Genomic DNA, 21,175 nt, shown 5'->3' on the forward strand with positions numbered 1-21,175 from the left:
GGCCGATGACCGTCACCGCCCCGGACGGAGGGAGGCGCCACGGCATACGACCTCGAGCACACCCCCGCTCACCCCTTCTCCATAGGAGCTACCTGTGACCACCCGACGAACAAGCCGTACCCGCCCTTCCACCGGAACTGATGACGCCAGCCCGGTCTGGGACGCCGAAACGATCCACGCCCTCGGCGTCAGCACCGACCTGACAACCGCCGCCCAGATCTTCAACCTCTCCATCGCCACCGCCTACCGGCTGGTCAAACGCAACGCGTTCCCCGTACCCGTCATCCGCGCCGGCGCCCACTACCGGGTACCCGTCGCCCCGATCCTCACCGCCCTCGGCCTCACGCCGACAGCACCAAGGCGGGCCGACGGCCCGCCACCGTAGTACGCAACCCGCGCCCGTCCGGCGGTGTCGACACCGACACCGGCCGACGGCCCAGCCCTCTCAGCCTCCGCCGCCCGCGCACCGCGCCGGGCGGCGGACCCATTTTCACCCGCCGAACGGCAACGACGCCCCCGGCGGGATCCCTGTCCCAACCCCGCCGCGAACCGCGGCACACCTACCGGAGGCACAGGTCGTGAAGACCCCACACCATCCTCAGTTCACCGTCCCGTCCACCAGGCCGATCCCGGCGGAACTGTTCATCGCCGAACTCGGCCGCCTCTACCCCCGTGACCGGTGGTCCGTCCAGATGCTCGCCGAACACCGGACCCTGACCACCACCCAACTCACCGACCTCGGCTTCGCCGACACCCCGGCGTCGGCCGCCCGACGGCTCATGATCCTGGCCCGCCGCGGCTGGATCGACCGCCTCCCCACCAACATCCACCTCAACGCCCTCGACACCTGGTGGTGCCTCGGCCCGCTCGGCGCCGAGATCACCCAACCGGACGGCGCCGGCCGGGTCACCCCGGCCCGGGTGTACCGCGCCCGCGACCAACTGTGGGTCCACCCGAGCCTGCTCAGCCTGCTCCACACCAACCAGTTCTTCGTCGACCTCGCCACACGCGCCCGCACCCAGCCCGGCACCGACCTGCGTACCTGGTGGTCACCGCGCACCTGCGCCATGGTCACCCGGCCTGAGCGGCGTGCCACCTGGCACGGCGAGTACATCCACAACCGCGGCCGGCACGGCTTCTGGTTCGAACCCGACCCCGGCGGGATCGGCACCGCCGCCCTCGCCGACCGGGTCCACGCCTACCCGCCGCTGGCGAAACGCACCGGCCTGACGACCCTGCTGTTCCAGGCTGCCGACCCGCAACGCGAAGACGAACTGCGATGGCACCTAAACCGCCACAACCTGCGGCAGCTCACCATCGCCACCAGCAACCCCGAACAGGGCCACCCTGCTGACCCGGTGTGGCAGCCGACCGGCGAACGCCACCGGCTCGCCCTGACCGAACTCCCACACACCCGGCAGCTGTGGCCGCCCGACGACCCGATCCGCGGCGACGTCGAGCCACTCGCCCCACACCCCATCCACGACCCCGAGCGGCCCGGCGACGAAGCCATCGCCGACGGCGACTACAGCTACCAGCCGCACCGCTGACAACCAGACCCGCCTCCCTGACCGCCCCGGCCCATCGCCGAGGCGGTCAGGGAGGCGCCAGCGGACACCAGCCACGACCGCGCCGTGGGTGACGACTTGATCCCACCCGCAAGGCACGCGTCCATGTCAGTCAACGAATCCGCTGCTCACCCGAGCACCACAACCAGCAAACCCCTCACCAAGGAGCTTTCCGATCCCATGCCTGACGGATCAATCTTCAAACGATGCAGCTGCCGCGACACCAACACCGGCAAGCTGATCGGCATCCATTGCCCCAAACTCCGCCGCGCCAACGGCTCGTGGAGTTCCGACCACGGCCACTGGCACTACCAACTCGAACTCCCTAAAACCACCGACGGCCGCCGCCGCCCACTCCGCCGAGGAGGCTTCAACGCCCGCACCGAAGCCGCCGACGAACTCGACCAGGCCCGCTCCCTGCTCGCCCTCGCCCGACGCGACCGCGCCCGCGGCGTCGAGATCGGCGACATGCTCCAACACGTCGCCCACACCCGCGGCCCCCTACCCGACCCCGATGAGATCCGCCGACGGCTACGCACCGGCGGCACGCTCGCCGACGCCCCCACCGTCGCTGAACACCTGACGACCTGGCTCACCGGCCTCCAGATCGACGAGAACACGATCCTCAGCTACGAATCCCACGTCCGTAACTACCTGATCCCCCACCTCGGGACCATCCCCCTCGACAAACTCCGCCCCCACCACATCAAGAACATGTTCGCCGCCATCGAACAACGCACAGCCGAGGTCCACGCCGCCAAGACAAGCCCCGACCCGAAGGTCCGGGCCACCGTCAAGGGCATCCGGCCCTGCGGCCCGTCCACCCGCCGACTCATCCGCGCCACGCTACGAAAGGCCATCAACGACGCCCTCGCCGAAGAGATCATCGTCGGCGTCACCAACCCCGCCACCCTCGTGAAAACCCGAGGCGACCGCCCGCACCCCATCGTCTGGGAACCCGAACGCGTCGAACACTGGAGAACCACCGGCAAGGTCCCCGGCCCGGTCATGGTCTGGACCGACGAACTCCTCGCCCAGTTCCTCGACCACGCCGCCGAGCACGACCCCGACCTACACCCGCTGTTCCACTTCATGGCCTACCGCGGCCCCCGCCGCGGCGAAGCCTGCGGCCTACGAGACTCCGAAGTCCGCCTCGACAAACGAGAGGTCACCATCAACAACCAAATCGCCACCCACGGCCACCGGACGCGACAGAAACCACCCAAGAGCAGAGCCGGCAACCGCGACCTCACCATCGACGCCGACACCGCAACCGTCCTCACCGCCTACCGCGCACGCCGCGCCGCCCAACGCCTCAAAGCCGGCCCCGCCTGGCCCGACACCGGACTCTTCTTCGTCCGGCCCAACGGACACCCCTGGCACCCCAACCTCGTCACCCAACGCTTCAACAAACTCGTCCGACGAGCCGGACTACCACCCATCCGCCTCCACGACCTCCGCCACGGCGCCGCCACCATCGCCCTCGACGCCGGCATCGACATCAAAGTCGTCTCCGAACAACTCGGCCACACCACGACCACACTGACCCGCGACACCTATCAGAGCGTCACCAAAGAACTCCACCACAACGCCGCCGACGCAGTCGCCGAAAGAATCAAAAAGAAGCGCCGTAGAAGCGCCTGATACTCCAAAGCAACCAAGCTTTGGCGTGGGCGCATCAATGGTGGCAGCCCGACCACAATCAGCCCACGGGGGGCACCAGATGGAGTGCGATTTTGTGCGACGATTCGCCGTCTGGCGGCGGTCACGATTCGGGAGTGAGTTACATCATCGCGGGCAGCCGCGAGGTGGGCCGGTGCGCAACGCCGGCCCCCTCCGCCGGCTGTTCGCCACCCGAGGACATCGGGGGTGTTTGGTGTGCACCGTCGACTCGCGTTGGTGAACTCCCAACCTCGTCCGCTGAGCGGCAAGATCGCAGAGGCCCCTACCGCGACGCCCCGGAGCCCACGGCCACAATGAGGCAGTCGATGTCCAACCCGTCGCTGACCATGGCGGCCAGCCGCTGCGCCACTGGGTGGCGGGCTCACCTGCCGGCCGACCACTCAACGACGGCGAGCTAACGAAGGTCTCGGTGAGCTTCCGGCGGTGGCCGTCATCGACGGGGGGTGCCCGCGCCGACGAAGGATTGAGCCCTTCATCGTGATGGGCCTGGTCACGTGGGCCGGAATGCCAACATCAACAAAGGATGAGGCACACGGTAGGACAGCGGTCAGCGCGTCCGCCAAAGGCTGGGTGGCGTCCTCCTCCAGAACGGCCATCTGCCATCGCCCTTGCCGCCCATGACGCGTGCGTCCCACCCAGGGATTCCTCGCCTCACAGGGTCCGGCGCATCACTCTCATGCGAGTCAGTCCGGGCCATCCCCGCAGGTCTCGGTCGACGGAATCATCTCGCCGAAGACGTGCTGGTGGTGCCATCGCAGATACCTCTCCCGGGGCGGCGAGGCGGCGGCGGGCAGCAGAAGCCGTTCCGCCAACGGCGGACGACCAAACGCGGCCCGCGCGGCCGGGTCGGCCTGGACAGCCGCCGCGAGCGCGGGTTTGAGATGAATCCGCAAACCGCCGTTGACGGTCATCAGCCCGGTGTCGAATGCAACATCATGGGTCGGGCAGGCGGCCAGCCCGTTGCGCGCGTCGAGTCGTTCGGCGTGCGTGCTCACTCGCCACGGCTTGATGTGGCTGGCGACCAGCATCCGCGCTGCGCGTCTGCCCGATAGGTCGACGGACAACCCACAAAACACGCATCGGTGCGCGTGGTTGCGGAGCACCTCCCCTGCGAACCGATGCTGACCGATCCGCACTGCGGCGATGAGGAGACGCTCGGTCACCCGTTCCTCAAGGTCAGTCCGCTCCCGCGACCACCCCGCCGCCGCCGGCCGCACGGCGGCGGCGACATCCACCTCGTCCAACTCACGCTGGCCGATTAGGACCAATTCCCTGTCATCGTCAGCGAGCCCGAGGAAATCAGGCAACGCCTCCGGCGTGATACCAACGCCACGCGCGGCCCTCAGGACGAGCCGATAGACTGCGCCGAGCCGCCCCGGCTCGCACAGGAGCTGAGCCGCGACCTCGACCTCGTGTTTCGCGCCGTTGCGTCGACTCCCGTCGAGGTTGGCCATCTTTGCTAGGACACTGCTGTTCGGCCGTCGGATCAGGCGCGCCAGAGTCGGCACAGGTTCGGCCGCCCGATGCGCAGTTGATCCCCCGTACCGGCGATGGTTAACCAACAGACTCGCCGCGAGGCAGGTGAGCGTCTCGACCGGGAGGAACGCGACCTGTCTCCCCGCGACGACGGGCGAACGCGCCCCAACCGAGCGCCACTGCTCACGCGCCGCGCTGGGCTGGATCTCGACGTAGTCGCGAAAATCAAAGACCAAGGTCCGACACCCTTAGTACGCCGTGAATCAACTGTCAGTGTCCAACGGGAGTGTGCCCGAATCAGACGATTCCACCACTCCCGCCGCAAACTCGCGAGGACCTGCGGTGAGGCGGGCATCGCCATCAGACGCCGGGGTCGAAGCGAGGCCATCAGTTGCGCTGCACCACCACAAGCTGGTCGCGTGCCCGGGTCGCCGCGACGTATCTCAGCGACCGGCCCCTAAGCTCTGCGTCTGCGCGCTCGGCGGGGTCGAGCATGGCGAGGCGCTCGAGTTCGGCTGGCGATGGTTTGCCCGCCGCCAGTACGACTTTGGAAAACTCGGTGCCCTTCGCTCGATGCATCGTCAGGACCGGCACCCGGCCGGGCGAGGGACGATCGCGGTCGACGGCCCGTGCGTCCACTCCTTGCTCGGTGAGAGCAGTGACCACCCGGTCGCGGTGGAACCGGTCGTGCACCAGGACCGCCACCGTCTCGTGAGCGTCTCCGGCTCCTAGCCACGAGCGAACGTGGTGGACGATGGCTTGGAGTTCGTCCGAGAGCGAGTCAACGATCACTTCGGTGGGCGCTGGACCGCTTCGGGCGGATCGGTAGCCGGTGCTTTCCGGTTCGTCCTGCAGGTCGACGTACTGGCCATTGTCCAAGACCGACATGGCGTAGCGCAGGTTCTGTGCCGTGGTGCGGTAGTTGAGCGTCAACCTCTGGGACCGGCCCACGATGGCTATGCCGTAGCGCCCGAGAACAACGCGGCTGCCGTAGATGCGCTGGTGCGAGTCCTCGGCGATGAACAGGTCGTCAGGACGTTCCTCGACGGCGGCCCGGAGCAGGAGCCAGTGCGTGGGAGAGAGGTCCTGCCCTTCGTCAACCAGCACATGATCGGCAGGGCGGTCCTCGCCTGCGGCCAGGTGTGACGCGGCGACCGCAGCGGCTTCGGTGAAGTCGAGGCTGCCGTCAATCCGGCATCGTGCCCGGTAGGAATCGATCAATGCCCAGACGGCACGGCGTCTGGCGCGGTCCAGGGCGACACCTCTTCCCGGCCGCCGCACCCTCAGATAGCCGGTCTCGTCGTGCACCTTGTTGGGAAGGACGACATGCGCGTACTCGGTGGCCAGGAACGTCTCGTTGGCGATCTCTGGCGGGAGCGACGTACCGGTCGATTCGACGACCTCACGCCACAGGTTCGGTGCAGTACGCGACAGCGGCGCCGCGCGCTCCTCGCCGAGGACGTCGCGCATGGCCGGCGCGAGACCGTTTCCCGCGGTCCGCAACACGGCTGCGGCGAGCGCGTCCACGCCGATCACGTACACGCCCGGCTGTCCGAGCGTCTTGGTCTGGGGTACCCGTGGGTCGAGCTGGGTGAGGCTGTCGCCGAGTGCGTCGGCGAGGTTGGTGGTGAAGGTGGTGAGGACGATTCGGGCCGCTGGGTCGCGTTGGGCGAGGGCACGCGCCCGGTGGACGAGGACGACGGTCTTGCCGGTGCCGGCGCCGCCAGCGAGCCGGAACGGCCCGTTGTACGGCCGGTCGATGTACCGACGCTGCTCGGGGTGCAGGAAGATGCGCCAGGCGCCGAAGTCTCCGCCTTCGATGACGCGGCGGAGTTCTTCCTGGCCGTCGATGAACGCGAATTGCAGCGCAGCCGCCGGTCGTTTGAGGGACTGCAGCACGTCGGCGTCGTCGTCGGACGAGGAGGTCTTCTCCAGCTGCATCCGCTGGACGATCGCGTCGATGTCGTCGCCGGCTGCCAAGTCGACCAGGATGGTGCCGATCCAACCGTCGTGACGTTCGGCGAGCGTGAGGATGGCGTCCTCGTCTGCGGCTGCCGCTGCCTGAGTGGCGACGTCCTCGGGAAGTCCGAGCTTGTCGACGAGGTCGGCGTGTTCGTGGCCGAGGCGAGCGAACAGCGGCTTCGCCGACTCCGGGTCGGTGGTTGCGGGGGGCGGCGTCATGGCGACGAACGCCGGTTCGATCTCCTCCACCTGGGGCAGACCGTTGATCGGATTGACCTTCAGGCGTACGCGTTGCGCTGTGGTGATGGCGTCATCGTGTGGCCAGATGCCGTGAATGACGTAGTGGGTGTCGCCGTCCCCGTCGAGGCGGAACATGACGGCCCGCCAGAACTCGTCGACCCGTCCGGTACGAACCCGCGGGTCGGCGCTGTGCTGGATGGGTTCGATGTGCAGGCCGGGGGCGGTGTCGTCGGCCCCGAGTTTCTGCAGGAAGCTCATCGCCTTGCCGCGGACCGACCCATCGATCTTGCTGGCGAGTTTTCCCATGATGATGGTCGGCATCAGTCTCCTTCGTCCGTCTCGGTGGCGGCGTGGGTCAGGGCGGTGACGACCTTGGCAGGGTCGGGTTCCACCAGGTGCCATCCGTGCTGGGCCAGGTCGCTTCGGTCCTGTTGCGACATGTGGGCGAAGGCGACAGCCACCCGGAGAGCGGGCCAGCAGACGTCGAGCGGAATGCCATCGGGCCCTTCCGCGCCGATGGTGGGCGGTGCGACGTTCTCGCCGGCGAGCGCGCTGATCAGTTCCTTCTCGTTCTCGGTCAACGCCGCGTCGTAGGCGTCGGCCCAGGCTCCGACCGGTCGGCCTGGTCCGGCCTGGTCCGGCTGCGCGGTCACCGGCTCGACCAGACTGGTCGTCGTCACAGTCGTCGGCCAGTCGCGCAGGCCGAGCGCGTTGGCGAGCCGCAGCCAGGCCCGCCAGGAGTCGGCGTGGTTGTCGCCGAGCATCTCGCTGCGATCGTCGAGCACCACAGCGACTTCGACACCGCCGCCCATCATCTCGATGACCGCCGCGAGGGATCCGAAGCGGCGCAGGTGGACCCGGCGTTCACCAGCGGGTAGGTCCTCCCCGAGCAGCGCTGCTCGACCAATCTGGGGAAGGGCGACCGTGGTGGAGGTCTGGATCGGCTGGGCGCCGGCCGACAGGAACATGGGCACGGCTCGGGCGGTGGCCTGAACCGCAGCCGGGTTGGGATCGCGAACCCAGCCGACGAGCCAGTCGACCATGCCGTGTCCCAGGGCCTTGTAGGTTTCCGGCGGGGCCTGGAAGCCGGGGACGTTCACCAGGCTGCCGGCCAGGGTCGGATTCCACCATGGCGGTGCGACGTTCGTGGCGGTCTCGGCGGCGGCGACGTCGGCGCTGGTCAGTGTGATGACCAGGATGCCCAGCTCGCGCAGATGGGCCCGCTTGACGGCGTCGTCGGCGAGGCGGTTGACCGCGGCGGTCGCGTGGTAGGCCCGCCCGTCCGTAAAGATCGCGATGTCGGGCACGTTCATGTCGCCGGTCTTCAACAGGTAGTCCGGCCGGGAGTCCGCGACGTTGACCTGCGGGCTGAGGGTCCATTGGCGGTGCGTGCCGGGCAGGGTGAACCGGGCTGTGTTGCCGACCGGCGACGGGGTCTCGGTGACGGCGGCGCCGATGCGGCGTAGCCGACCGAGGAACACCCGGTGGAAGGAGCGTTCCAGATGTGACTCGGGTTCTTCGCGTGGAGCCAGCTTGGTCACCGTCCAGGTCGTGTCCTCGGCCGTCTGAACGTCGGCAGGCAACCCGAGCAGGGTACGGAGGTGACGCTCGGCCGATGCCCGCGAAACTCGCCGGGTCACTCCCGGTGCGGTGAACGGTAGCAGGCAGCGATGGCAGGCGAGGCGCTCCTCGTGGCGGCAGGGGCAGTCCCGCACCCGGTCCCAGGCAAGGACCAGCAACTCGCGCAGGTGGTCCGGCTCGGCGACACCCGCCAGGTAACCGGTGCCACCGGGAACGGTGTCGTGCAGCAGGATCGCATCGTGGTTGTCGCTGCCGTCGGACAGCGTCGGGTCGACGACCTGCTCGACCCGGATGTGGTCGGGGTGACCGCCCATCTGTTCCCGCAGTCCGAGCAGCAGCGCCGCGGACAGGCTCGGCACCGCGAAGTCGTCGCCGAGGCTGACCGTGTGCGGCAGCCGGATCAACAACCCTTGGGTACGCAGGGTTCGGGACAACGCGACGGTGCTGGTCACCTCGTTCGGCGCGGTCCGGTAGGGACACCATGGACGGTGTTCGTGGGCGCGGTTGCGTCCGCTCTCGGTGTCGCGCTTTCCACAGCCAAAGCAGACGCGGAACAAGGTTCCCTGCCGCTCGGCTCCGGCGATGGTTCGGGCCGTGCCGTGACCGGTCGGCCCGAGATTGAGCCATCGGATGTCGACCGACCGCAGGTGGACCCAGCCCAGCCCGGTTCCTTCGACGAATCTCCGGTCATCCATGTGCTCGGGGGAGACATCCGCAGCGGTCACGATCTGGAACGCGACGCGACCGCGTTCGTCGTGCCGGTCGGAGATGGCGACCTCGTCCCGGCGAACCTCGGCCGACACCCGGGTGAGTTCGACGACGTCGAGGCGCTGGCCGGTGTCGTGAATGCCCCGGCTGCCACAGCGCGGACAGACGACGGGAACAGCTTCGCGGCCGGTCGCGGCGATGTCGCACGCGTGACCACAGGCTGGGCAGAACACCCAGGCACGGATCGACGCGCCGTCCAGGCCCAGATCCACCGCGTCGATCTCGATTTCCCAGCCGCGAGCGTAGAAGGTGGCCCCGGGGGCGAACTCACGCAGGGCCTGTGCCGAACCTCGCTGGAACTGGGCGCTGTCGTAGCGGTACTTGCCGTCGTCCGGGTCGATCCAGGACAGGCCGACGTCCAGGGTGACGCTGTCGTCGAGGAGGGTGTAGTTGGGCAGCAGTCCGTATTCCTCCAGGACACCGATCCAGTAGCTGCTCCGCAGATGAGCGAGCTGCCCTCTGGTCAACTGCCGGGTCGCCTGTGCCGACCGCAGTGCCTGCTTGTCGTCGTCGGTCGCCGCCTGCGACTGCACCCGGGCCTCCAGCTCGGGTAGCAGCTCGGTGATCGCCGCTTGCCGCTCTTCGAGCAGCGTCACGGTCTGCCGCCAGCGGTCACTGGCGTCGCGAACGCGGTGGGCGAAGCCGCTGCTGCGCGGACCGGCGACCGGTTTCAGCCAGTCGCGAAGCCGGTCCACCACCTCGACGGGAAGCGCGTCGAACATTGCCGCGAACCGGTCCAGATCCGTTTCCCACGACTGCTCGGCGTGCGACACCAGGTCGCCGAGGAAGGTTCCTGGCGCGTACGAACCGATCGCTCCGCTGGCCTTGCGCGGACGACGCCGCCCGGGTTCCCGCGCGAACGCGTCGATCAGGTACGCCGTGTACTGCCGGCGCAGGATCTCCTCGGCGGTTAGGTAGGTGGCCGGCGGTCGCACCTCGCCGTCGATCACCGACAACGGGTCGCCGATCTTCGGCAAGTGCTCCCCACGGCCGGTGACGAAGGCCAGATCGAAAGCGTTGCCGGTGAGCCGGCCCGCCCGCCCGACCCGCTGCAGGTAGGAGGCGACGGTACGGGGCAGCGAGGCGAGGATGACCGCCGACAGATCGCCGATGTCGATGCCCATCTCCAGGGTGGGCGTGGCGACCAAGACGTTCGGCGACTGAGGGCTGGTCGCCGCGTCCCGGAAACCATCCTCGTACGCCAGCCGGGTCGCGTCGTCGAGCAGGCTGGTGTGTTCCCGGGCGACGACCCGGCGCATGTCCGGCGACGCGTACAGACTTCGGTAGAAGTTGCGCGGCGACATCGGTTGTTGGCGCAGCCGTCCGCGACAACGCACGTTCAGGCAGGGCGCGTCCGTCAACTGGTCGACGGTGACGAGGCTGCCCGGGGTACCGGCTCGACAGGTGTCGCAGACCAGCAGGTGCCGTCCGGCGGCGAGGTCGCTCTCCTGCGTGGGGGCCACCACCACTCCGGAGACGGGCAGGGCGTAGACGGTCGCGCCGGACTGGCTGGTCGTCGTGGTGAGCACACCGTCGCGGGCGAGCCGGTCGAACAACACCCGGGCGAGTCGACCGCCATCGAGCGGGGAGACGTCGAGCACCCGCGAGGTCCAGCGGGCGTACCAGGACTGGGGCGAGGTCACCGGGTCGAGACCGCCGAAATCTGCGGGGCCGCCGACCTTCGGGTAGGCGGGGGCGGGGCGGTCGCGGGGGAATGCCGGCATGCCGTCGCTCCGGGGCCGGCCACCCCAGATCGACCAGCGGCGGCCGTCCTCCGCCCGATAGCGCTCGAACCATGGATGGTCAATCGCGCCCTGGACCCGCATCCGGTCCAGGACACCGCGTACCCACTGCACCAGCGCGGCGTCGCCGACGCTCGCCTCGCCCAGACGTTCCTGCCACGAGGTGCCGCTCAGCGCGGCCCGGGCCAGGCCGGCGACGCGCGCCGGCAGCCCGGCCTCGACCTCGACGGTGACGGATCCGGTCAGTTCTAGGGTGCGGCCGGTACGCGAGTTCAAGCCGAACTCGAGAGCCGCGTCGAGGGCCAACCGTTTACGCACCCGCGACTGCACCGACGGCTTGACCGCCCGTTGCCGGGGCTCCTGCCAGAACGGTGTGAAGGATTCCCGGTCGGCGCACTCCGGGGCCAGCAGTCGGTACCGTCGGATCGGATCGTCGCCGGCCTGCGCCAGGACCTCCTCGACCAGCCGGTCGAGAGTCAGTGCTCCGTCCACGACCGCTTCGCGCAGCACCGAACGGAGCGTCAAGATGTGCGACCGAGCCTGCACGAACCCGGCCCGGTGCGCCGCGTCCTGCACCGAGTCGGTGAAGACCAGGGCCTTCTTCTCCTCGGGCGCCAGCTTCGGCGCCCCGAACAGGGTCGACAGCGACACCGACAACAGCGTGGCGATGGCACTGCCGAGGAACCGGATGCCGTCCTCCTGCCCACACGACGGGCAGGTGTCCTTGCGGCTGAGTTCGTCGGCGGCGGCACCCACGTTGGTGAGCACCGGCAGGATCCAGCCGTCGCGAAGATCAGGGTCGTCCTCGGCGACCCGGTGCAGCAGCTCCCGGCTGCGGATCGCGAACCACACCAGTCCGTCTGGCGGCTCCTCGCCGTCGCACCGGACGATCGCCTCGGCAGGCGCGTACAGCAGGGGCCGGAACCGTCCCTCCCGAGCGGCGTGCTGCCGGCGAATGCCCTCGTCGTCTGAGGCGAGGCTGTCGCCCACCGGTGCGAGACCGATACCCCAGCCGGATCGCCCGCAATGCCGACAGTAGATCGCGGGGAAGGACGGCCGGGCCTCCTCGGCCTCGTCTGCAGCGACCGGCGGACCGTCGTCGCTCCACCGGAACCGGGCCGCCGCCGCCGCGGACCGGTCGATGCGGGTCAGCTCCCGCACCCACAGGTGCGCCTCGACCGAGAGAGCATCCCGGCCGACGACCTTGCGTACGTGCCCCAGCATCGCCAACACCTGCGACAACAGCGCCTCGGCGGGCTCCGGCTCGTCTTGCGGACCGAACACCCGCAGGGCCAGGTCGCTGAGGGCGACGGCCTGACCGGCCGTGCGGGCCAGCTCGACCACGAGCGGATGCGCACGGCACAACGCCGACAACAGCGCCGGTGTCGCACCAGCCAGCTTGTCGGCGGTCACCCCATAGAGCAGACCGAGTACGGCGTACGCGGCCTCCTCGCCGGAGGCGTCCGTGCTCACCTCCGGCAGTCGCCGGAGCCCGGCGGCGCGTAGCTCGCCCACGGCGACCGGGGCGAACCCAGCTGCCCCCACCGTCTCGGTCGCACTGTCGGTCCACTCCGCCAGGCTGAGCCGGGTCTCGGTGACCACCGACGTCGAGTCGAACCGTTCCCCGAAGACGGTGGCGGCGAACCCACGCATCACCGACGGGTCGCCCTTGTCGCCGAGCGTCGCGGACGTGGCGACCGGCGTCATCAGACCCAGCGGACGGCTACGGGCCGCCTCGTCGATCAACGGGTCGTCGTCGCGCCAGTGACTCTGTAAAGCCAGGCCGAGCCGGCGTAGCAGCATCGCCACGTCGGTGCCCTGCGCACCGTCGTAGGTATGGAACTCGTCCAGCACCAGGTAACGCAGACTGGTCGCGGACTGCCGCCACAGCTCCTGATCCTCGGCGCGCAACAGCAACTGGTCGAGCATCTTGTAGTTGGTGAGCAGCAAGTCCGGAGCGGTCTCCCGGATGACCGCACGATCGTTGATGAGCCCATCGGGGGTGACCGCCATTCGGGTGGCGGTCACCTGCCCGGTGTAGAGCGCCGCCGTCACCCCGGCTAGCGCCGGCTCAGTGCTGAGCAGCTTGGTCAGCCGCGCCGCCTGGTCGTTGGCGAGCGCGTTCATCGGATACAGGATCAGCGCCTTGGTGCCGGTCACCCCGGCACGCCGGGCCCGCAGCACATGGTCGAGGATCGGATGCAGGAACGCCTCGGTCTTACCGGAACCGGTGCCCGTGGTGACCAGCGTCGGCAACGGCCGACGCGGCTGACCGTCCACCGCTGACGCCAACCGGGCGAACGCCGCCGCCTGATGTCCGTAGGGCGGGAACCCCTCGTACCACTCCAGGCTGGACCGCCATCCCTCGTCGGCCGGTCGGAACGGCAACCGCAGCCGCACGTACGGGCCCTTGAACATGCCGCTGTCGGGGTCGGAGAGGAACCGGTCCAGTCCGTCCCGCGCGTCCCCGTCGGTCAGCCCGAACGTCGTCGTCAGGTAGTCGACCAAGGCATGCTGGATCCGGGCCGCCTGGAAGGTGGGGAGCAGCTCGGTCACTGCCGCTCCCGTAACCGCTGCTCGAAGACCGCGTGCGCCTGCCGCATGTCCGCCTCCCGGTCCAGGGTGACGAACGGCAGCTCGTAGGTGTAGGTGTAGCCGGCCTGGTTCGTCGCGGTCCGCTCATCCGCAGTGATCCGATCGCCCTTCTTCCGCCACACGCTGAGCACCGAGTTCGGCACCAGCCGCCCGTTGACGTCGTAGTAGTAGACGTTGCGGTCGTAGCCGCGTAGCACGGCGAACTGGGTGCGGTAGATCGAACAGAGCTCGTCGGCGGTCAACCCGAGCATCAACGCGACCAGTGCATCGATCTCGATCAAAGCCTGCCGTCGATCGGCCGCGATCCGCAACGGCGTCTCCGGCGTCCACTCCGGCCCGACGTCTCCGAGCGGCACCCGTCGTCGGTGCTCAAGCCCGCCAGCCCAGGTGTCCCTGACGAACTCGTCCAGGTAACACAACTGCCAGAAATCAGCGTATGCAGTGGTGGCGCAATTAAGGCGAAGTGTACGAATAGTGAGATCAGGACTTAGAGGTGAATCTGTGAAGGCGAGGCGATTCGCGGTTCCCGGCGAGATGGTCGACTTCGGGGCAACACGCACGGAGAAGTCGTGACTCAGCGATGTGAAGAATCCAAGCACCTGAGCCAAGCGTTGCGGCGCCGAAGGGAGAGCCGCTGACCTAACGGTATGAACGTGTGCCGGACCCGGCGGGATAAGCGCCGGAATGAATGTGCGCTCACCCTGATTTGCCGCCATATCGCGCCAGGCGATGCGGTAATGATCGCGGGCGGGGTTGGGGTGGTCCTCGTCGCCCCAGTCGGTGTACGCGCAGTCGTAGTCGTAACGGTCGCCGATGGGCTGATATGCGGTGGCCGGTATGGCATCGGCCGGCAACTGCTCGAAGTCGGTCGCAGACCAGTCCTGCTTGTTTCGTATGGTCGGGTTCGGGTTCTTGTAGAGCGGGGTGGCGACGAAGAGGTGCGGCCCTTGTAGGATTACGTCGTCCCAAGAAGCTGGCACCGCCCACTCCGACTCGAAATAGCCCTTCGTTCGGTCGTTCTTTTCGTGCCAGCCAGCGGAGAACCGCAGTCCAAGATCTCCGATACGCGATGCCCGGGAGAGCTTTTCCAGCACGGCCGCGCTGGACCGGTTGACGGCGTAGACCATCCGGGTCTGCCGGAACGGCAACTCGGCGGTCTCCATCGTGGCGTGCCAGGCGCGTAGCGTCTCATCGGTGACAAGTGTGATTCGCGAAACGTGTGGGCGCACGTCAAAGTTTCCGTCATCGTCCTTGAGGCCGGGTTCCAACCCGGAACCGTCGTGGGCCAAGGATCGCACCACAGTTTCAGGGTGGTACAGCCAACTAGCGTGCAGAAATCTGGGCGCGGACTGCTGGCTGCCGTGGACGGATACGCCAAAATGCTTCTGGTGTCCGATTTCGAAGAGGCTCAACTCGTTAATGAAATGCCAGTTCCGGCGGAGCCGTAGGTATAGCTCGGAACGGAGTGGACCAGCACCCTCATCCACGAAGTGCGAGTTCAGGTGGATCATCCCGATTTTGCCGCGCGCAGACCCATGCCGCCACATCACCTCAATGAAGCAGCGGTAGAGATCGGGTTGCAGCCCCACGAGGTGCGGGTACTGCGCGGGAGCGCCCACGAACGCGGCTGTCGACAACACGTCCGTCGTGCCGTCAATGACGAATTCCGTCATGCCTGGCAGAGCGAGGGTGGTGGCTCGTTTGGCGGCGACCTGAGCCTGAGTCGGCTTGAGGGCGAGCTGCCACCACGGGTCACCCTCGGCGAGCAGAGCGTCAACGTCGGAGCGGGGCCGTACCCACGGCGGGTTACCGACTTGCAGGTCGAAGCCGCCTCGGGCGAAGACCGTGACGAAGTCCAGGTTCCAGTGGAAGAAGCCCTGCCGCGCGGCCACTCGCTCGCAGACAGTCATCCACGGGTGGTTGCGTAGCACGTCTGAGACAAGCCCTGCGTGTGCGAAACCCAGGTCGATCTGCTCCGCCTGGTTCAGCTCTTCCCAGTCGGTCGTGGAACTGAGTTGCGCGGTCGATGCCTTGACTTTCGTCTTCTCCGGGCGAAGGTCGTGGGCGCGACCGAGAAGCGCCTGGAGCCCGGCGATCCAATCGGAGAGAGAGGGCGGCTGGACGCGCACCCCGTCGACTGTGGTGAGTTCGGCCGTGAGCGGCCAGAACCAGAGCGCGGTCCAGGCATCCATGGCTCGGCGCAGCCGCCGGTAGGCGCCATTGGGATCGGCGAGTGCCTGCTCGATTTGCTCCCGTTGCACAGCGCCGCCGACGGGGATGTCCTTCGCGCCCCACACGGGGATGGCGCGGCGGATCTCTCGCTCGGCGATGGTCAGGCGGCGGTGGGCGATCTGCCACAGCGTCTCGACCCTATGAGCCAGCTCGACCAGGGCGTCGACCTGCTGCTTGGTTGGCTTGGCCTTCACGGTGCGTCGCCAGTCCTTGAGGCGCTTCCCTGCCTCGGGTGCCAGGGCGGCGGCCTCTTTCGCGTCGGCGGCCGAACCCCAGCCGTCGGCGGGTAGCAGGAAGTGGTGGATGCCGTCGGTGGCGGTCCGCCCGGCTTCGATGTCCTCTACCAGCCGGGTCAGGGGCACTTCCTGCGGCACCTCGCCCAGCCACGATTTGTCGGTGACCTGGCTGCGGCGGTAGACGGCGCGGCGGGCGCCGATCAGTGAGTTGCCGCGGCGTAGGTGCAGGCCGAACCACGGTGCGGAAAGGCCCTCGACCATGGTGTCCAGCCAGAGGGAGATCTCGGCGAGTTCGATCGCGGTTTCGTTGAGGTCGACGCCGTAGACGTTGTGCAGGGCCAGATATGCCTTGACCTCCTGCAAACGTTTCGGGTACTCGTCCGGGTCGATGCGCTGTTCAAGCTCCTTTTGGCGGCGCTTGAGGTATTCGTCGGCGAGTTGCCGGACCGCTTCGATGGCGAATGCTCCCGAGCCGAGTGCCGGCTCGCAGATCGTCATCGTGAGGATCTGCTCGGCCGGTGTGTCGTCGGTGAGCCGCTCCTCCAGGGCTTGTCCGACGGTGAAGCGGGTCAGCACCTCGGGGGTGTAGTAGGAAGCCGACTGCTGGCGTTCCCGGCCGGCCAGGCGGAACACGAACGTTCCCTGGCGATGCAGCACCGGCCGCCGCTCGCCGGTTGCCGGGTCGATGGTCGTCACGAAGTCGGTGGCGGCGATGCCGTCGGCTCGATCGACCGGCACCACCCAGGAGCCCTTCGACCCGTCCCCGTTCTTCGCCACCTCGTACAGGTCGGTGTCGGCGAAGAAACCGGTGTAGGACATCAGGCCCTCGTAGACCGCGCCGAGCTGGTTGATGCCCAGTTCGGCGTACGAGATGAAGCCCCGATCCCTACCGCGTTGTTCCTTGCTGAGCAGCAGGTGCGCCAGCACCTGCTGGACGGCGACGTTGCCCAGGCCCACCTCGTCGATGTGGGCGGTGGCCTCGGGTCGGAACAGGTCGGCGCGCAGCGGGTTGAAGATCAGCCCGGCGGCGGACGTGTCGCTCTCCTCGGCGACGGCCGGGGTGTGGCCCTTGTCGACCAGGCGGAACAGTACGCCGAGCGACTCGTAGAGGTGGGTGCCGGCGCGGGCCCGGGGTGTGGCCAGCTCGACCTGCACCAGCTCACGCAGCCGGTCGAGGCTGTATCCCTGGTCGTACTCGGGTGCGCCGACCGGGAGGACGCCCAGCTCCGGCGACGCCTCGGCGTAGAGCAGGAACAGGATCCGGTAGAGGAAGCGCAGCGACTGCCGGGCCAGTGGTTGCGCCTCGGATTTCGGCAGCGGCGGCAACCCTTGGGCGCGGCGGCGGGTGACGACCTCGTTGGCGACGATCTCGATGGAGAGACGTACGCCGTCGCGTAAGTCCTGGGAGACGCCGACGGTGTGCTTGACCGACGCCTCCAGCACGCCGTGCCACCACAGCTTGCCGTCCGCGTCCGGGGCGATCGACTCGGCGCAGAGGCAGGCCAGCGCCCGGTCGATCTCTCCGCCCTTCCTGGTGTCGTTGCGTTCGCAGACCGATTGCAGATCGACGGCGAGGTAGCGGCCCTCGGCCCAGCGTTCACGTTCGGCGAGCAGCGCCCACCGGCCGGCCAGCACCAGCGCCAGCTCGGGTGCGTCGTCGGCGACGAAGAGCGCGGAGAGCAGTCGGGCCGCGCTCTTGATCTCCTCGCCATCTTCGGTGAGCTGAACCGCCTCCCCGAGCGTGACCGCGTCCCGGGCGAGTAGTTCCTCGATCGCGGCCACCGGAAGGGCGGCGAGCACGACCAGCGGTGCCGGGCCCGATGCGCCGACTGAGGAAACCCGGCTGAGCGGCCCGGATTCGGAGACGATCAGGCCCGGCGCGTCGAGACCGAGGACATCGCGTACCACGCGGAGCACCTGTCCCGGCACCTCGTGTGCGGTTCGGCTTCCGGCCTGCTCGGTGGCCGACGCCGGGTCGAACAGTTCGGAGAGGGTGGCCAGGTCGATTTCCAACTTCCGGCGGGCCGCCAGGAATCGGGATCGCGGTGTCGACCGTCCGGCGTCCTCCTCGGCATCCCATCCGGCGCGGCGTTCCAGGATCTTCGCCCGGAACGACTCCTTGGTGGCGTCGGTGGTGAAGTAGTGCTCGGAGATCCAGCCTTCGCCGACGAGGATCGCGTCCGACCTGCTCACTGGAGTTCCCCCTCGGTGTCGGGCACGACCACCAGTAGCGGGCGCACCAGTTGCCGGGCCGGTGCCATCGACTCGGTCAGTTTCCGTTCCTCGGCGATGCGTTCCCGACTTGCTGCGGCGTCGCTGCGCCGGATCAGGACCGCCGTCTCTCCGTCCCATGCGTCGAGCTTGCGGCGCCAGGCGTCGACGCGTTGCTGGGCGTCCCGTCTCGCCGCCTCGAAGACGGTCTTCTCCAGGTAGGCGGCAGCCTCATGGACCGCTGGCCGGATCAAGGGCTGAAGGTGATCGGTCGTGGCGAGGGCACCCGGGTTGGCCCGGGGCGTGGTCCAGCCGAGCGCCTGCAGCGCGTCGCGGATGGAGTCGTGCGGGGTCACCAGCGCGAACGACGGGTCGTCGGGAATGGGGAACTGAGCGGTCAGCCATGCGGTGGAGACCACTTGTCCGCGCTTGTTGGTCAAGGTGCCGAGCAGCAGCACCGTCGACGACTCCACCTCGCCGCAGACCGCGAACACCTCGTTGCGGCCGAGCGCCGCCAACGCTCGGTCGGCGGCCCAGTCGAGCACCGGGTGCAGCGGGCTCAGGTAGTGTGCGTCTGGCCAACTCGTACCCTTGTCGTCGCGCAGCGCGGCGGCCAACCTGTCCTTGCCCCGGGCGGCGGTGGTGGCGAGCACCAGACGCTCGGTCACCTTGCGGTCAGCGAGATAGCTCTGCGGCAGTACCTCCAGCCGTTGCACCAGATCGGGCGGCGGGGTCAGCTCGACGGTGCCGAACGCCTCGTCCCGGCGCCACCCGACTCCGCCGCGAGCCGGTGTCGCCGTCGGATCGATGAAGGCTTCCCGCAGCGCCTCCTCGAGGTAGGAGACTTCGTCGTCGTACAGGCCGGCTCCGGCCTCCGGTACGACCTCCGGGGCCGCAGCCGGCTCGTCGACCTGCCCTGGCGTGTCGAAGAGTTGTGCGAAGATCGCGGCGACGTCGTTACCGGCGGCGACCTCGGTGACCGGCCGCAGGACGTCGTCGAGCTGTTTGACGCCGGCGAGCACCGCCCGGATCTCCTCCTCTTCGCCCTTGACGTCGTAGCGGCCCATCAGCGATGCCACGTCGCCGAGGGCGGCATGGGCCTCGTCCTCTTTCTCGATCAGCTTGGCCAGCACCCGGACGTCGCCGGCGAATCGTTCGCTGGCCGGGTCGAGCAGCAGGGCGGTGATCTGCGGCGGGTGTTTCTGGCCGTAGCGGTCGATGCGGCCGTTGCGTTGTTCGATGCGGATCAGGCTCCACGGGATGTCGTAATGGATCAGCTCGTGGCACTGGGCGTGCAGGTTGACACCCTCGGAGGCCACGTCACCGGTGACCAGCACGCGTACCGCCGACTGCTCCTGCTTGAAGCGCTCGACGAGTTCCTGCTGCTCGGGGTCGGTGAGGCCGCCGTGCATCAGCTCGACCGCGTCGGCCGGCAGGCCGAGGTCGCCCGGCAGGCTGCGGTGCAGCCAGTACAGCGTTTCAAGGCGCTCGGCGAAGATGACTGCCCGGGTGGCGGAGCCCGCCCCGACGCCGATCTCCTTCAGGTACGCCACCAGCCGGGTGTATTTGGCCGCCTGCGTACGCATGGTGCGCTCGTTGAGGATGGCGAGGTGGCGCAGTGCCCTCAGCTCTGCCTCGGCCCGATCGAAGGGCACCTTGGTGTCCTTGGCGACCCGTTCGATGCGTCCGTCGATCGTCTCCTGCAACGCCGCCGGTGACGACAGGAACGCCTTCGCCAAGGTCCAGGGGAAGAACGTCCCGCGTGCGCCCGAGTACGGACTCCCGCCGGTGCCCGGCCACAGCCAGGTGTGCTCCAGTTCGCTGGCGACCGCGTTTTCTTCTGGGGTGGCCGGTATCAGGATGTTGTTCGGTTCGCGTCGTTCGGCCCAGTCGGCGCCGACGGCGCTCGCGACCTCCGGGCTGTGCCGGTGGCGTCGCACGACGAGCCGCCGGATCTCGTCCCGGTCCAGTTCACCGCTCGGCGGGACGGCGACCGGGTCGAGCATACGGATCAACTCGGCGAAGGAGTCGGCCTTGCCGTTGTGCGGGGTGGCGGAGGCCAGGATCAGCGCTTCCGTGGTGCGGGCCAGCAGCCGCGCGAGGCGGTTGTTGAGCGTCTCGGCGTTCGACAGGTTGTGCGACTCGTCGATGACAACCGCGTCCCAGCGCTGTTTGCGCAGGCTGGCCACGTAGCGATCCGATTTCAGGGTGTCGATCGAGATGATCGCCCGGCGGTAGTAGGTGAACGGGTTGCGGGTGGCAGGCAGTTTTTGCCGGACTCGCTGGATACCGGCGGTGTCCAGGCGTACGAACGGCAGGGCGAACCGCGTCCACAGCTCCTGCTGCATCTGCTCCAGTACGTGGCGTGGGGTCACCACGAGGATGCGGTCACCTCGCCCGCGGCGGACCAGCTCGGACAGGATCATGCCGATTTCCAGGGTCTTGCCGAGGCCGACCGCATCGGCGAGGAGAATGCGCGGTCGTAAGTTCTGTGGATCCAGGGCCTTGCGGACCGCCACCTGCTGATAGCCGAGCGCATCGGCGAGGCCGCGAGTGGCCACCGACAGCGACTGATCGGCGAGCGGAACGGCGGTCTTGCGCAGGGTGGACTCCAGCCAGAGTCGGGCGGTGCGGTATCGGGGACTGGCGTCCGCGACGACCCGGGCCTCAGCCGGGTCCAGTGGAGTGACGTCGTCGAGGGTGTCGTAGAACGTCGCCGTCGTGTCACGTACCAGCTCGCCGAGACCTTGCACATGCACCGCGACACCATCGGTGGTGTCCTCGGTCGCTCGGACCAGCCACTCCTCGTCGCGGATCACCACCATTGCACCGGGGGCGAGCCAACGGCGGACGTCAGGCTTGGATGTCGTCACAGACCTGA

General features: G+C 68.5%; 8 protein-coding genes. 3 read left to right on the forward strand and 5 right to left on the reverse strand.

All coding sequences use genetic code 11. The annotated features are described in order from the left end of the window. Positions 1-94: 94 nt before the first annotated feature. From Pma05_RS33170 to Pma05_RS33180, 3 genes are all read left to right on the forward strand, one after another. Entirely contained in the window at positions 95-385 is a 291-nt protein-coding gene (locus Pma05_RS33170) for a helix-turn-helix domain-containing protein (protein ID WP_203861460.1), read from the forward strand. A 193-nt stretch (positions 386-578) separates the two neighbouring features. Next, entirely contained in the window at positions 579-1,550 is a 972-nt protein-coding gene (locus Pma05_RS33175) for a replication-relaxation family protein (RefSeq protein ID WP_203861461.1), read from the forward strand. 123 nt (positions 1,551-1,673) lie between these two features. Next, a complete protein-coding gene (locus tag Pma05_RS33180) occupies positions 1,674-3,212 on the forward strand; it encodes a tyrosine-type recombinase/integrase (RefSeq protein ID WP_239313631.1) in 1,539 nt (512 codons plus the stop codon). A gap of 722 nt (positions 3,213-3,934) precedes the next feature. On the opposite strand, the gene Pma05_RS33185 is transcribed toward Pma05_RS33180, so the two are convergent. From Pma05_RS33185 to Pma05_RS33205, 5 genes are all read right to left on the reverse strand, one after another. Further along, a complete protein-coding gene (locus Pma05_RS33185) occupies positions 3,935-4,963 on the reverse strand; it encodes an HNH endonuclease (RefSeq protein ID WP_203861462.1) in 1,029 nt (342 codons plus the stop codon). Between the two features lie 151 nt (positions 4,964-5,114). Continuing rightward, positions 5,115-7,250, reverse strand: a complete 2,136-nt coding sequence (locus Pma05_RS33190) for a UvrD-helicase domain-containing protein (RefSeq protein ID WP_203861463.1) — start codon at positions 7,248-7,250, stop codon at positions 5,115-5,117. Next, on the reverse strand, positions 7,250-13,576 hold the full coding sequence (locus Pma05_RS33195; protein WP_203861464.1) for a DEAD/DEAH box helicase: 6,327 nt from the start codon (positions 13,574-13,576) through the stop codon (positions 7,250-7,252). Before Pma05_RS33195 ends, Pma05_RS33190 begins: the two co-directional genes overlap by 1 nt. Further along, on the reverse strand, positions 13,573-18,276 hold the full coding sequence (locus Pma05_RS33200; RefSeq protein WP_203861525.1) for an Eco57I restriction-modification methylase domain-containing protein: 4,704 nt from the start codon (positions 18,274-18,276) through the stop codon (positions 13,573-13,575). Before Pma05_RS33200 ends, Pma05_RS33195 begins: the two co-directional genes overlap by 4 nt. Continuing rightward, positions 18,273-21,119, reverse strand: a complete 2,847-nt coding sequence (locus Pma05_RS33205) for a helicase-related protein (RefSeq protein WP_203861526.1) — start codon at positions 21,117-21,119, stop codon at positions 18,273-18,275. The genes Pma05_RS33200 and Pma05_RS33205 overlap by 4 nt, the downstream gene beginning before the upstream one ends. Positions 21,120-21,175 lie beyond the last annotated feature (56 nt).

Source organism: Plantactinospora mayteni, assembly GCF_016862935.1.
GTDB lineage: Bacteria > Actinomycetota > Actinomycetes > Mycobacteriales > Micromonosporaceae > Plantactinospora > Plantactinospora mayteni.

Coding starts and splice junctions, on each gene's coding strand:
- Pma05_RS33180 (WP_239313631.1), top strand. CDS start 1,674: ATGTCAGTCAACGAATCCGCTGCTCACCCGAGCACCACAACCAGCAAA.
- Pma05_RS33190 (WP_203861463.1), bottom strand. CDS start 7,250: ATGCCGACCATCATCATGGGAAAACTCGCCAGCAAGATCGATGGGTCG.
- Pma05_RS33205 (WP_203861526.1), bottom strand. CDS start 21,119: ATGGTGGTGATCCGCGACGAGGAGTGGCTGGTCCGAGCGACCGAGGAC.